14 protein-coding genes are annotated in these 14,373 nt (G+C 61.8%); 2 read left to right on the plus strand and 12 right to left on the minus strand.

The window, feature by feature from the left end; translation table 11 throughout:
* Position 1 precedes the first annotated feature (1 nt).
* The 8 genes from C41B8_RS02295 to lnt all read right to left on the minus strand — a co-directional run bounded on the left by C41B8_RS02295 (position 2) and on the right by lnt (position 7,158).
* Entirely contained in the window at positions 2-562 is a 561-nt protein-coding gene (locus C41B8_RS02295) for a recombinase family protein (protein WP_037333451.1), read from the minus strand.
* A gap of 276 nt (positions 563-838) precedes the next feature.
* Complete coding sequence (locus C41B8_RS02300) at positions 839-1,474, minus strand: peroxiredoxin (protein WP_037333454.1); 636 nt, start codon at positions 1,472-1,474, stop codon at positions 839-841.
* A gap of 93 nt (positions 1,475-1,567) precedes the next feature.
* On the minus strand, positions 1,568-3,196 hold the full coding sequence (locus tag C41B8_RS02305) for a multicopper oxidase family protein (RefSeq protein WP_037333456.1): 1,629 nt from the start codon (positions 3,194-3,196) through the stop codon (positions 1,568-1,570).
* Between the two features lie 75 nt (positions 3,197-3,271).
* Positions 3,272-3,664 (minus strand): hypothetical protein, encoded by a 393-nt coding sequence (locus C41B8_RS20795; protein ID WP_111747200.1) that lies wholly within the window; start codon positions 3,662-3,664, stop codon positions 3,272-3,274.
* Complete coding sequence (gene lspA / locus C41B8_RS02315; protein WP_051882802.1) at positions 3,645-4,148, minus strand: signal peptidase II; 504 nt, start codon at positions 4,146-4,148, stop codon at positions 3,645-3,647. The genes C41B8_RS20795 and lspA overlap by 20 nt, the downstream gene beginning before the upstream one ends.
* Positions 4,149-4,190: 42 nt before the next feature.
* The gene (locus C41B8_RS02320) at positions 4,191-4,820 is read right to left on the minus strand and encodes a cation diffusion facilitator family transporter (protein WP_037333458.1); all 630 of its coding nucleotides are present in this window, start codon (positions 4,818-4,820) and stop codon (positions 4,191-4,193) included.
* 59 nt (positions 4,821-4,879) lie between these two features.
* A complete protein-coding gene (locus tag C41B8_RS02325) occupies positions 4,880-5,518 on the minus strand; it encodes a cation efflux transmembrane domain-containing protein (protein ID WP_037333461.1) in 639 nt (212 codons plus the stop codon).
* A 98-nt stretch (positions 5,519-5,616) separates the two neighbouring features.
* A complete protein-coding gene (lnt, locus tag C41B8_RS02330; protein ID WP_084188391.1) occupies positions 5,617-7,158 on the minus strand; it encodes an apolipoprotein N-acyltransferase in 1,542 nt (513 codons plus the stop codon).
* 88 nt (positions 7,159-7,246) lie between these two features.
* Here lnt and C41B8_RS02335 point away from each other — a divergent pair, with 88 nt between their 5' ends.
* Positions 7,247-7,654, plus strand: coding sequence for a MerR family transcriptional regulator (locus C41B8_RS02335; protein WP_037333463.1), 408 nt, complete (start codon positions 7,247-7,249; stop codon positions 7,652-7,654).
* A gap of 30 nt (positions 7,655-7,684) precedes the next feature.
* Here the strand turns inward: C41B8_RS02335 and C41B8_RS02340 are convergent, their stop codons facing one another.
* From C41B8_RS02340 to typA, 3 genes are all read right to left on the minus strand, one after another.
* Positions 7,685-8,026, minus strand: a complete 342-nt coding sequence (locus C41B8_RS02340) for an SIR2 family NAD-dependent protein deacylase (protein ID WP_051882804.1) — start codon at positions 8,024-8,026, stop codon at positions 7,685-7,687.
* Positions 8,027-8,065: 39 nt separating this feature from the next.
* The gene (locus tag C41B8_RS02345) at positions 8,066-9,688 is read right to left on the minus strand and encodes a carbon-nitrogen hydrolase family protein (RefSeq protein ID WP_084188392.1); all 1,623 of its coding nucleotides are present in this window, start codon (positions 9,686-9,688) and stop codon (positions 8,066-8,068) included.
* A gap of 93 nt (positions 9,689-9,781) precedes the next feature.
* Complete coding sequence (gene typA / locus C41B8_RS02350) at positions 9,782-11,611, minus strand: translational GTPase TypA (RefSeq protein WP_037333468.1); 1,830 nt, start codon at positions 11,609-11,611, stop codon at positions 9,782-9,784.
* A gap of 137 nt (positions 11,612-11,748) precedes the next feature.
* On the opposite strand from typA, the gene C41B8_RS02355 reads away from it, so the two are divergent.
* Positions 11,749-12,978 (plus strand): MFS transporter, encoded by a 1,230-nt coding sequence (locus tag C41B8_RS02355; protein WP_037333813.1) that lies wholly within the window; start codon positions 11,749-11,751, stop codon positions 12,976-12,978.
* 31 nt (positions 12,979-13,009) lie between these two features.
* Here the strand turns inward: C41B8_RS02355 and C41B8_RS02360 are convergent, their stop codons facing one another.
* Entirely contained in the window at positions 13,010-14,308 is a 1,299-nt protein-coding gene (locus C41B8_RS02360; protein WP_037333470.1) for an Nramp family divalent metal transporter, read from the minus strand.
* Positions 14,309-14,373: the final 65 nt, after the last annotated feature.

Raw genomic sequence — 14,373 nt, forward strand, 5'->3', positions numbered from 1 at the left:
GTCAGGCATCCGTCTTCAGGTATTGATAGAGCGTTTCACGACTGATACCAAAATCCCGAGCCAGCTTGGCTTTTTGCTCGCCATTCGCGACGCGCTGCCGAAGCTCAGCAATCCTGTTGGATGAGAGGGCTTTCTTGCGCCCCCGATACGCTCCACGCTTTTTAGCCAAGGCGATGCCTTCGCGTTGACGCTCGCCAATCAACGCGCGCTCGAACTCGGCGAATGCACCCATGACGGACAGCATAAGATTGGCCATCGGCGACGCCTCGCCGGTGAAGGTCAGATTCTCTTTGACGAACTCGATGCATACGCCGCGTTCAGTCAGCGCATGGACCAGACGGCGTAAATCGTCGAGATTCCGGGCCAGGCGGTCCATGCTATGAACGACGACGGTATCGCCCTCCCGGACAAAAGCGATCAGCCGATCCAACTCGGGCCGGTGGGTATCCTTACCCGATGCCTTATCTGTGAATACCCGATCCACCGCAACCTGCTCAAGCTGGCGATCGGGATTCTGATCGAGGCTGCTAACTCGGATATAACCAATGCGGTGACCGTCCAAAATGCCTTCCCGAGCCAAAGTGTCAGAATGAACTCTATGACCCTTGGTAACGTGCGTCAATGATTATTAAATTCGACCCTATTCTGACAGTTTTACAATCCGACCCCTGACGTCCGGATAGGGTGTGCTTTACCTTGACGCACTAGCGCAAGGTATTGCGTTCCCAGTAGTCGAGAGGCGTAGCGTTAGGTACGGATTCAAGCTCGGCCAAGTCCAAAATCCGGGCACAAAAGTTAGGTGTGCCCGGGTGATCGCTTATATAGTGCATTCTGCACATTACTTGTTGGGCTGCTTGGTCATGCGCAGATAGGGCTTGAGTTCGTTCCAGCCGGCGGGGAAGAGTTTTTCGGCCTCCTCGTTGGACAGCGCGGGCGATACGATCACGTCGTCGCCGTCCTGCCAGTTCGCCGGCGTGGTCACCTTGTAATTGTCGGTCAGCTGCAGCGAGTCGATCACACGCAGGATCTCATCGAAGTTGCGCCCGGCGCTCTTCGGATAAGTCAGCGTCATGCGGATCTTCTTGTTCGGATCGATGATGAACACTGAGCGCACGGTGGACGTGTCCCCGGCGTTGGGGTGGATCATGCCGTAGAGTTCGGCGACCTTGCGATCCGCATCACCGATAATCGGGAAATTCACGGCGCAGCCCTGGGTTTCCTCGATATCGCTCGACCAAAGCTTGTGATCCTCCACCGAGTCCACCGATACCACGATGGCTTTAGTGTCGCGCTTGGCGAACTGTTCCTTGAGGCCGCCGACCGCGCCCAGCTCGGTGGTGCAGACCGGCGTGAAATCCGCCGGATGCGACATCAACATGCCCCAGCCGTCGCCGAGCCATTTGTGGAAATTGATCTGGCCTTCTGTAGTATCCGCCGTGAAGTCGGGGGCGGTATCGCCTAGACGTAAACTCATGATGTCACTCCTATGTTCTGAGATTGAAAATTCGATAATGACGACTCTGCTTGCGCGTCACATAACTACCTCCTGAGATAGCGATAAGTATCATCAGGCACGCACGCGGTAATACCGCATCATGCCGTTGTCCTCGTGCTCCATGTTGTGGCAGTGATACAAATAAAGCCCCTCGAAGTCGGCGAAGGTCAACGCGATGCGTACGCGTTCGCCCGGGAGGACGAGTACCGTGTCGTGTAGCCCGGAATCGACCAGTCCGGCCGCCAGACCGCTCCAGCCCCGGCCGCCGCCGATTTGCTCTCGCCCGACGACCGCAAACTGCAGCCCGTGCACGTGCATGGGATGCGGCATCATGGAGTCGTTGACAAACTCCCAGACCTCGGTGCTTCCCAAGTGCACGATTTCGTCGTCGGCCACGGTGGCACCTTCGAATTGGCGGCCGTTGATGGCGAAGCCACGCATCATCACCATGCTCAGTTTGAACCGGCGTACCGGGGCGTCGCGCTCGACCGGCGGCGCCTGCAAATCCTCGGCGAGACGTTTGGGCAGTCGTTCGTTGCCGCGTTCGCGCCGCGTTACACGCAGGGGGAGTATGTCGAAGCGGGCGCCGGCTGGCAGTTCCGAGCCACCCATCATGTTTCCCATCCTGCCGCCCCTACGACTACCTCTCTTGCAACCGTCGCCCATGCCGTCACCCATCATCCCGGCTTGGTAGCTGTCGCTGAGCAGGTGCAATTCATCGCCGGGCTCGTTGGCGGACAAATCCACCCACAGATCGATACGTTGGGCCGGCGCCAGGGTAACGAACGGGTATTGACGCGGCGCACCCAGCAGGCCGCCGTCGGTACCGAGCACGGTCATGGGGCGGCCGTCGCTCCACGCCAGTTTGTAGATACGCGAATTGGAGCCGTTGAGTATGCGTAGACGGTACGGTCGGGTGGCGACTTCGCGTGCCGTATCCGGTTGTCCGTTGACCAGGATGCGGTCGCCGAGGAAGCCGCGCATGCGGGTCATCATGGTGCCCATGCCGCTGTCGAGATAGGTCAACTCGTTGTCGCCGGCGAAACTGCGGTCCTGGATGACCAGGAACATTTCCCGCTCCCCGGCCGGCAGGCCGAGCGCGCGTTCAGCCTCGTCCTCGATGACCAGCGGCCCGGCCAGCCCGGCATAGGATTGAAAGCCGACTCGGCCACCATTAGGGCCGTGTGGATGCGGGTGGTACCAATACAGCCCAGCGCGATCGACGACATCGAAGGCGACAGTCATCGCCTCGCCGGGCTTGATCGGCAGCCGCGGCTGGCCATCCACATCCGACGGCACGTGCAGGCCGTGCCAATGCACGGTGGTGTCCTCCGGCAGGCCGTTCTCCAGCCGGGCGTGGAAACGCTGGCCGCGGCGCAGCCGGATCAACGGGCCGGTGTAGCTGCCGCCCACCGGGGTGATGGTATCCGCGGGACCGTTGCGCAGCTCGGCCGTATAGCGCCAGACCTCGCTGGGCGTCCCGGGGAGAATGGGCGCCGTGTGCGGCTGCGCACGCAGCCGGATGTCGACGTCGAACGGGCCGTTTTCGAGGCCGTAATGAGCCGCGCCATCGCGATTTGTACCTGCGACTGCTGTGTCGTGATACGCCGTCAATAGGGCTGTGGGCGCCAAAACGGTGATACCCGCGAGGCCGCCCACGGACCGCAACAGCATGCGGCGTTTCAGGTCGATCGTCGTCATAGGAGATTCGCTCTTGAGCCGGGCTCGCTTTCAGTGATTCAGGGGAATGATGGGCCCATCGGATCCTGGAGTTGCTCAACTACGCAGGTATTTGATCAGCGCCACGATGGCTAGCACCAGCACGACAAGGACAAGGAGTACGAACAATAGCCAGGCGATCATCATCGGGCCGCCCATCATCCCGCATTGCATCATCGATCCGTTCATCAGATCGCCGTCGCCCATGCGGCCCGGGCCGGTCTGACCCGCGGCAGGGGCGATCCCCACGAGGACGCCCAGCACGCTCAACAGCAATGCTACGAACAGTTTCATGGTGTTTTCCATGCTTTTGGCCGGTAGGAATTTAGGTATCGTGCGGTACTTGTCGTTCAAAATTACTCCAGCATGCCCGGCCAGCGGTGGGGATTCAGGCAGCCCGAGCCGGAACTCAACGATCCGGCCGATACGCTCACTCGCGGTATTGTGCATGTGCCCACATCAGTAATGCAGCGCCGGTTGTGATCCAGACATCGGCCAGGTTGAATGCCGGCCAGTGGTACTGTGCGTAATGGAAATCGAGAAAGTCGACGACATGGCCGCGTAGCAGGCGATCCGTCAAGTTACCCAGCGCACCGCCTAAAATCGCACTGAGCGCGATCGCTTGACCTTGCGAAGTCACCCCGCGCCACAGCCAGCCCAGCAGCGAGGCTGATATAACAACGGCGACACCGATCAGGAATGCCCGCTGCCACCCACCGGCATCGGCCAGAAAGCTGAATGCGGCACCCGTATTGTGACGGTGTGTCCAGCTAAAAAATTCTGTGACGGCTCTGCGCTCGCCATAGTCAACATAGGTGCTGGCCGCGTACTTGGCTGCTTGATCTACGAGCAGAAGCGCAAGAGACAACCCCAACCAACGCAGTTTGTCGGCCGGGCTAGCACTTTTCAGCGTGCCTATCGACCCCGTAGACACGAACTGTGCCTCCTGCCCGAATCGCGCTTAAATATCGTCACGTCAAAGTGCTTCTGAGGGCGATGATGCCTGAAGTTCGTCTCGCGTTTGGCGCGCGTCCTTCAGGATGCGGACACCGCCGCGTAGGACGATAAAACCAACGACCAGACCGATAATGAGATCGGGGTAACGCGTGTCGAAGTAATAGACAAGCGCGCCGCCGATGATGACGCCGACATTGGCGATCACATCGTTGGCCGAAAATATCCAGCTCGCGCGCATATGCACATCGCCTTGTCGGTGGCGTGCGATGATAAGCAAACAGGCCGTATTGGCGACGAGTGCAGCCACGCCCATCAGCACCATGTAGCTGGGCTCGGGATTGCTGCCCATCAGGGTTCGCCGAACCACCTCACCCACGGCGAACAACGCGAGCAATATTTGCACGACGCCGCCAATGGAAGCGGCGCGCGCCTTGTGCTGAGCGGCGCGTCCGACCGCATACAGCCCGGCAGAATAAACCGCCGCATCGGCGAAGTTGTCGAGTGAATCGGCGATCAGTGCGGTCGAGCCGCCCAGCAAACCAATCGCGAATTCAGCCAGAAACATGACGCCGTTGATCGCCAACAGCCAGTAGAGCGCCTTTTGTTGAGCCTGGTCTTTGGCCTCGAATTCACAGCCGCAATCGGCCATCGCGTGTTACCCCAATGGTATGAACGGACCTTCCAATCAATGGGAGGATCGAACGTTTCTTATTGCGACGGAGACTGATGCGCTGTCTGGTCGCCAAGCGTATTTTTTCGTTCCTCGCGTGCCTCGCGCACGATGCCGATCGCCTCCTTGATAATATAGAGACCCAGTGCGGTGCCAATGACCAGATCAGGCGCGGCATTGTTCAGAACCAGCACCAGCACGCCGGACAGGATCACCGCCACATTGGCGATTACATCGACCCGGGTGAATAGCCAGGTCGCCCGCAGATGCACCTCGCTCTGGCGAAAACGCCCCAGCAACCGGAGAACGATGGTGTTGACGGCGAGCGACACAAAAGCGATCCCGATCATCCAAGAGCCCTCGGGTTCGCTGCCCATGACCGCACGCCATACGACGCCGGCCAGCACGGCTAAACCCAGCAGCAATAGTATCGACCCGCTCAATTGACCCGCAGAGGCCTTGAAGCGTGCACTGCGTGTCATGGCGACCAAGCCGATCGCATAGGCGCTGGCGTCCGCCAGCATATCCAACGAATCGGCGACCAGCCCCATAGACTGGGCGATAAGGCCGGCCGTGATGCCGACCACGAACATCGTGGCGTTGAGCGCCAGGGCGATCCGTAGAATTCGGCGCTCGTCCTCGTTGCTCGCTTCGACGTGACAGCCGCAATCGCTCATTTCATGTCCTCTTCTTCGCAAACATCGGCGCAGTCGAGTATCGACTGTGATTTCTGTATCATGATCCTAGAACCTCTAGCCACTAGAGGGTCAAGCGATCAGCGCGAAGAATTTCGTTTGCCTTTTCTCCCTACCCCAACGAGCACGCTCAGCGCGATCCCAATGAAAGCCAGCACTGGCTTATCCCGCCAGCGGACATAGGGCGTGCTCCCCGTGCGCGGTGTGACCTCTGCCGGCAAAACAGTCGGCTCGAATTGTGGCGCGCGCGCCAGCAGTTGACCGTTGTGATCGATTACCGCCGTGAGCCCGGTGTTGGTTGATCGTAAGAGCGGACGCCCAGTCTCAATGGCGCGCATTTGCGCAATTTGCAGATGTTGATGCGGCCCGAGAGAATCCCCGAACCAGGCGTCGTTACTCAGGTTGACCAACAACTGCGCGGCCGGGAGCAGGTCGGCGACTTCAGCGCCGAACGCCACATCAAAGCAAATCAATGCACCGATGGGCACGCCGGAGGCATATAGCAGTCGCGGTTGCTGGCCTGCACTGAAGTCTTTTAGCGGTGCGCCCAGGATATTGAGCCATGGACCGACCAGTCCGCGCAGTGGGACGTATTCACCGAAGGGCACCAGATGGCGCTTGTAATAGAAGCGACGCGGACGAGCCAAACTGACGGCGGCATTGTATGCCTGGCCTTGGTCGGTGCGTACGGGAATCCCGAGTATCAGGGTCGATCCGCGTGCGCCAAGGCGTGTTTGGAGTCGGTCTAAATATTCAGAGGCTTGATCGAACCACGCCGGCACGGCGGTTTCCGGCCAGACGATAAGGTCGGTTCCCGCGTAGGGTTGGGTAAGCGCTCGATAGCGCCCCAAGGTGAACGCGAGCGCCTCCGGCTTCCACTTCCTGTCTTGTTCCACATTCCCCTGCACGAGTGCGATGGACAGTGGCTTGGCTACCGGCTCGGTCCATTCACGATCAAGCAGTGATGCGCCGAGCAATAGCGCCACCAGTGCGCCGCTGGCGATGGCCAGGCGCCGCAAACTGAAACGAAGCGCCGTCCACGCCAGAGCCCCTGCCATCACGGCCACCACAAAGCTCACGCCCAGCACGCCAAAAACCGGCGCGATTGCGGCAAACGGTGTGCCGATCTGGCTGTAACCTAGAAAAAGCCAAGGAAAGCCGGTCAGGAACCAGAGCCGGGCCCATTCGCTCAATACCCATGCCGCCGGCAATCCAAGCCATAGTGCGAAACCACCCATCCGCGGGCATAAGGTGCGCACGAGAAATATCGCTGACCACGGGAACAAGGCCAACAACGCCACAAAGCCCACAGTGACGAGCATGGCAATCACAGGCCCGCTGCCATAGCGACTTATGCTGATAAACACCCAGGACACGCCTACGCCGAAGTAACCCAGACCGAAGAAATAGCTCGCCCAGAGCGCCTGGCGTTTCGGTAGACGGGCGGCCAGTAGGAATAGAACAGCCGGCGACAGCACGGCGAGCCAATACCAACCCAACGGCGCGAAAGCCAGCGGCAGGACGGCGCCAGCAAGCAACGCCAAGGCATACATCGCGCACATGCCCGAAAATACTGTCGCGTTGCGCGCCGACACATGGCTGATCGAGGCTTGCTTGTACACGCGATCTCCCTACGCTTGATTTGCCAGCGGGCGACAGAAACCGCACAGTAAATCCTCTAGTTGCTAGAGCTTCAAGCACGAGGTATTCATGACGCAATCCGATCTGCGTATTGGCGATCTGGCTCGACGCACAGGCGTGGGGGCGGCCACGATCCGTTACTATGGCGATATAGGTTTGCTGCCGGAAGCGGGCCGCAGTGAGGGTGGCCAGCGCCACTACGGCCCGCCACACGTCGAACGGCTTACGTTCATCAAGCGCTGCCGGGAAATGGGGTTCAGTCAAAACGATGTGCGCACGCTGCTGAAACAAGCGGATCAACGCGATGCTTCCTGTGAAGACGTGGCGCGGCTGGCGGGAAAGCATCTTGAATCCGTGCGGGGCAAGCTTGCGGCCCTGCACGCGCTGGAAGAATCACTGGAGGATATGCTCCATGCCTGCAACGGGGGTCGAATTGGGGATTGCCGCATTGTCGAGTGCTTGGCGAATCACGAGTAGCTATTATGCGCCGCGTGCTAGCGGCGCGGCTTAGCGTACGATTTTTTCCGTTTCGTGAGTTGACCCCTTCTGGGTCGCCACGAAGACGCGCCGGCGCCGGCCGAGCTCGGCGATTGCGCGATGCCCGGCATTCGGGCCGCCGCGTGCGATCAGGCGCCGCCGCCAGCTGTACCAGGCCCAGACGCGCGCCGGATGGCGGGCGAAGGCGTCCGGGGTGGCGAGATCTTCGGGCGAATACTGGGCCCAGAGCCCGGTCTGGGCTTCCCGGAAGGTGGGAATACCCGACTCGGCCGAAATGCCGGCGCCGGACAACACGAGGATGTCCGGCGCCGAGGCCAGCGTTCGGGCGGCTTGCTCGATGGCGTCCTGCATGGCCGGATGGTAACGCGAGCCGGCCAGGCTGCGAGTCTGTCAGCTCTTGTCGGTCGAGCGTGCCTGGCCGGGCTTGGCGGCGGTGCGCCGCGGTTTGGCCGGCGCGCGCCGACGCGGCTTCCATTGCACGCGGTACAGGTCGTGACGACGATCGAGCATGTTCTGCACCGAGCCCGAGGTCCGGGCTTCGTGCAGCGTATCGAGCCGTACGTCGGCGATCGCCACCTGCTCGGCGTTGGGCGTCGTGTCGGCCGCGATACCGTCGCGCGCGAAAGCGAAGTCGCAGGGCGTGACGATCGCCGACTGCGCATAGTGCATGTCCATGGCGTGGATACGCGGCAGATTGCCGGTATTGCCCGCGGTGGCCACGTAGATCTGGTTCTCGACCGCGCGCGCGTGCGCGGAATAACGCACGCGCAGATAGCCCGCCCGGTCTTCGGTCGAGAAGGGCACGAACAGGATATTGATGCCCTGATCGGCCAGATGACGCGACAGTTCCGGGAACTCGCTGTCGTAGCAGACGAGCACGCCGACCGGGCCGCAGTCGGTTTCGATCGCGTTCAGCGAATCGCCGCCCACGATGTTCCAGTCCTCGCGTTCGCCCGGGGTCGGGTGAATCTTGGGCTGGAGATGCTCGGAGCCGTCGCGTAGATAGATATAGGCGATGTTCTGCAGTTCGTCGTCGACCCAGCTCACGTGCGAGCCGGCGATGATGTTGATATTGAAGCGCACCGCCAGATCCGCCATCAGCTTGCGGAAGTCATCGGTGAAGTCGGCCAGCTGCTGGATGGCGGCGCGTCGATGCAATTCCTCGTTCTTGATCGAGAGCAGCTGGACCGTGAACAGCTCGGGGAAAACCACGAAGTCGGCTTTGGCGTCCGAGGTTTCGCGCACGAAATACGTCACGATCTGGGCGAATTCGTCGAACGAATCGATCGCGCGCTGCATGTACTGCACGGTCGCAATGCGCACGGTATTGCGCCGCTGCAGATGGACATGCGAATCGCCGGCGACGTCCTCCCGGTACTTGTATTCCGGATTGCGCCAGAGCAGATGTGCGCCGTAGCCCATCGAATCCGGATCGTCCGGCAGATAGTTCGGGATAACGCCGAGCAGCTCGTAGCCCTGGGCGAGCTGGAAGGACAAGACACGGTCGCGCGTGGTCTTGTCGGCCACGGCCTCGACGTACGCCTCGGCGCTGCCGAACTGCTTGAAGCGCCGGCGCAGCCCGGGGATGCGGCCAACGAAGACGATGCCCTTCAGGCCGAGCTTGACCGCCAAGGCCTCGCGCTCGCGATATAGCCGCCGCCCGATACGCAACCCGCGGGCGTCCGGGTCCACGCAGACTTCGTAGCCGTACAGATAGTCGCCGTCGATGTCGTGCGTCGAGCCGTAGCCGTTGCCGGTGATCTGCGCCCAGCTGTGGCGCCGCATGACCTGGGCTTCCGGCAGACAGATGGTGGCGCAATAGCCGACCACTTGGTCCTCGTAGACCGCGACCAGCTGGCCCTCGGGAAAGTTGTTGATCTGGCCGCGCAGCTCGTCGAAGGAGTAATCGTCCATCTTCGGATACGCGCGCTGCACGATCCGGTTGATGGTCGCAATATCGGCCAGGCGAGCCTTGCGGACGATCAGGCGGGAACGGCTGTTCTGGGGCGCCATGGCAGTTCCTTCAACAAAGTGAACGAATGGACGGGTTGTCGCACGGCGGTGCCGGCCGCGGCAAGGGTCGCCGCGGCCGGCGTTGACCGCTGGTTAGCCGCGCGCGGCTTTCTTGCGCTCGTGCTCCTTGAGCCAGCGCTTGCGCACGCGAATCGAGCCCGGCGTGATCTCGACCAGCTCGTCGTCGTTGATGAACTCCAGCGCCTGTTCGAGCGTCATGCGCACCGGCGGGGTGAGCTGGATGTTCTCGTCCGAACCGGCGGCGCGCACGTTGGTGAGCTGCTTGGCCTTCTGGACGTTGACGGTCAGGTCGTTGTCGCGCGAATGGATGCCCACGACCATGCCTTCGTAGACCTCGTCGTTCGGCGACACCATCATCTTGCCGCGATCCTGCAGGTTGAAGATGGCGAAGCCCACGGCTTTGCCCGGTGCGTTGGCAATCAGCACGCCTTTCTGGCGCTGGCCGATCTCGGTGCCGCCAAGCGGGCCGTAGTGGTCGAACACATGGGTGACGATACCGGTGCCGGAGGTCAGGCTCATGAACTCGGTCTGGAAGCCGATCAGCCCGCGCGAGGGAATCATGAATTCCAGGCGCGTGCGACCCTTGCCGTCCGGGACCATGTTCTGGAGCTGGCCGCGGCGATGGTTGAGGTTGTCGATCACCGCGCCCTGGTGCTCGTCCTCGATATCGCACATCAACAGTTCGTAGGGCTCCTGGATCTCGCCGTCGACTTCGCGGGTGACGACTTCCGGACGCGAGACGGACAGTTCGTAGCCTTCGCGGCGCATGGTTTCGAGCAGCACCGACAGATGCAGCAAGCCACGCCCGGAAACCTTGAAGCGGTCGGCATCGCCGCCTTGCTCGACGCGCAGCGCCACGTTGGATTTCAGCTCGCGCTCCAGCCGCTCGCGAATCTGGCGCGAGGTGAGGTAAGAGCCTTCCTTGCCGGCCAGCGGCGACTTGTTGACCTCGAAGGTCATGCTCATGGTCGGTTCGTCGACCGTCAGGCGCGGCAGCGATTCCGGCTGGGCCGGGTCGCAGAGCGTGTCCGAGATGTCGAGGTCGTTCATGCCGGTTAGCGCCACGATATCGCCGGCACGCGCTTCGTCCACTTCGACCCGGTTCAGGCCCAAAAAGCCGAACACGCCGGCAATCTTGGCGCTACGCTCGCCGCCGTCGCGGTCGACGATGGTGATGTTGGTGGCCGGCTTGACGGTGCCGCGCGCGATGCGGCCGATGCCGATCTGGCCCACAAAGCTGTTGTAGTCCAGCGTGGTGATCTGCATCTGGAACTTGCCGTCCAGATTCACCGGCGGTGCCGGTACACGTTCGATGATGGTGCGGAACAACGGCAACATGTTGCCGTCGCGCACGCTCTCGTCCATGCCGGCATAGCCGCCAAGCGCGGAGGTATACACGATCGGGAAGTCGAGCTGCTCCTCGGTCGCGCCGAGGCTGTCGAACAAGTCGAAGGTTTCGTTGAGCACCCAGTCCGGGCGGGCGCCGTCGCGGTCAATCTTGTTGATCACCACGATCGGCTTCAGGCCGAGCTGGAACGCTTTTTCGGTCACGAAGCGGGTTTGCGGCATCGGGCCGTCGACGGCGTCGACCAGAAGCAGTACGGAGTCCACCATCGACAGCACGCGCTCGACTTCGCCGCCGAAGTCGGCGTGGCCGGGGGTGTCGACGATATTGATGTGGTAGACCTCGTTCGAGTCCGGGTCGCGCCACTCGATTGCGGTGTTCTTGGACGTGATCGTGATGCCGCGCTCTTTTTCCAGATCGTTGGAATCCATGATCCGGTCGGCGACGTCCTCTCGGGCGTCGAAGGTGCCCGACTGGCGAAGCAGGCAGTCGACGAGCGTCGTCTTGCCGTGGTCGACGTGGGCGATGATCGCGATGTTGCGAAGGTTATCGATCATGAATAAAGAGCCGGCCTGTGCGAAAACGCGCCATTATCAGGTAATGAGCGCGCTACGGCTAGCCGAAAGTCGTAATTGATGCAATAAATCGTTAAGCTCGCGATCGTTTCATGATGCAGTTATGCGGCGATGGGCGTATGAGCCAACCGAAAAATACCGCCGGCACGCGCTATCTCGAACACGGCACAAGCGAGTATTTACGCGCCAATCTCGCCTTGTTCGCTGCCGGTTTCGCGACGTTCTCGTCGATGTATTCGGTACAGCCGTTGATGCCGGAGTTCTCGCGCGAGTTCGGCGTCTCCGCTGCCGTGAGCAGCCTGTCGCTCTCGGTGACCACCGGCGTACTGGCCTTCACGCTGTTTCTGGCCGGGCTCATGTCGGGGGCGATCGAGCGCAAGACGGTGATGACCGCGTCGCTGCTGGGCTCGGCGACGCTATCGCTGGTCGCGGCGATCGCGCCCGGCTGGAGCACGCTGTTGGTTGCCCGGGCCTTCGAGGGTATCGCGCTCGGCGGCGTGCCCGCGCTGGCGATCGCTTATTTATCCGAGGAGATCAAGCCGGCGGATCTGGGCACTGCCACCGGTCTGTATATCGGCGGCACGGCCTGTGGCGGCATGGGCGGGCGCGTGATCGCCGGTCTGTTGGCCGAAGCCTTCGGCTGGCGCGTGGCGATTGCCGTGCTCGGCGTGATCGGTTTCGTGGCGGCGGCGGTGTTCGTGTGGTTGCTGCCATGCTCGCGCAATTTCATCGCCCAGCGCGGACTGACGATTCGCCAGCACGCGGGGCCGGTGGTGTCGCACATGCGCCACAGGGCGCTGCCGTGGGTGTTCTTCTGCGGCTTTCTGTTCATGGGCGCCTTCGTTTCAGTCTACAACTACGTCGGCTACCGGCTGTCTGCACCGCCGTTCTCACTGGGCCAGGGCGCGATCGGCGCGGTGTTCGTGGTCTATATGTTCGGCATCGTGACCTCGGCGATCGCCGGCCGGATTGCCGATCGACACGGGCGCCCGCCGGTGCTCATCTTCGCGATTGTGCTGATGACGCTGGGGCTGGCGTTGATGTGGCCGGATTCGCTGATCGCCATCATCGCCGGCATCGCCCTCGTGACGATCGGCTTCTTCGCCGGCCATTCGACCGCGAGCGGCTGGGTCGGGCTACTGGCCGAACACGGCAAGGGGCATGCCGCGGGGCTGTATCTGCTGGGCTACTATCTCGGCTCGAGCGTGATCGGATCGCTGGGCGGTCTGTTCTGGAGCGGTTATGGCTGGGCCGGCGTCGCAGGCATGGTCGCGGCCATTCTGCTGATTGGGCTGGTCGCAACGATTCGTCTGACCGTCTGGCATCGTCAGCCCGCACCCGCCGCATGACCCGATCCGGTTGCGCTTTGAAAGCGTTGTCTCAAAGCCCGAACAGCGTTCGATACAACAGGAAGATATTGAGGCCGATGATGGCAGCGGTCACCGCCCAGGCCACAATCGAGGTCAGGCGGCGATTGACCAGACTGCCCATCAGTTCGCGATTCGAGCAGAACATCAGCAGCGGGATCAGCGCGAACGGAATACCGAACGACAGCACGACTTGGCTCATCACCAGGGCGGTGGTCGGGTCGACCCCCATTGCAAGGACCGCCAGCGCTGGCGCCATCGTGATCAGCCGGCGTAGATACAACGGAATCTGGCGGTCGAGATAACCCTGCATCACGATCTGGCCGCTCATCGTGCCGACCGACGAACTCGAAAATCCGCTGGCCATGAGGCCGATGCCGAACAGCACGGCAGCGATCGTGCCGGCGTGATGATCCAACCGGGCATACGCGCCCTCGATCGTGGTCACCGGATCGCCGCTGCCATGAAACAGGCCGGCGGCCATGACCAGCATCGCGCCGTTGATCAACCCGGCCACGCCCATGGCGATCAGAATGTCGATGAATTCGAAACGAAAGATCCGCTGGCGTTCGTCTTCGTTGCGGCCGACCACGCGACGCTGCATCAGCGCGGAATGCAGATAGATCACGTGCGGCATAACCGTGGCCCCCAGAATCCCGGTGGCCAGCAGTACGCTGCCCGTGCCGTCGAGCGTCGGCACGAACAAGCCGGTCAGCAGCTCGCTCCCGTCCGGCTTGGCGATCCAGACTTCGTACGCAAACGACACCACGACCACGCCCACCAGCGCGGTGATCCCGGCTTCGAGTGGGCGAAAACCGCGCCGTTGCAGCTCGAGCAGGGCAAACGAAAACACCCCGGTGATCAGCGCGGCCGGGAACAGGGCGATACCGAACAACAGGTGAAGACCGAGCGCGCCGCCGATGAATTCGGCGAGATCGGTGGCGATGGCGATGAACTCGGCCTGCAGCCAGAGCCCGATCGTGACCGGCCGGGCAAAACGCTCGCGTGAAATCTCGGGCAGGTTCTTGCCGGTGGCAATGCCGAGCTTGGCTGATAGGGTCTGGATAAGCACGGCCATCAGATTGGAGGCCAGCACAACCCAAAGCAGCATGTAACCGTACGTGGAACCGGCCTGGATATTGGTCGCGAAGTTACCGGGATCGATATAGGCCACGGCGGCGATGAACGCCGGGCCGATGAAGGGCAGAAAACGCTTGAGCCCGCGCTTGCGGCCTTCGAGTGCAGCCTGGGCGGCGCTGAGTGTCGCGCCTTCGCCCGGCAGATAGTCGTGGTTGATATGGGTTGCGCTCATGCCAGCCCCGGCGAACCGGTACGCCAGATCGACTACCCGAAACGGGATCGATCCGCGCTCAATTC

The sequence above is a fragment of the Salinisphaera hydrothermalis C41B8 genome, from assembly GCF_000732535.1.
GTDB classification, from domain to species: domain Bacteria; phylum Pseudomonadota; class Gammaproteobacteria; order Nevskiales; family Salinisphaeraceae; genus Salinisphaera; species Salinisphaera hydrothermalis.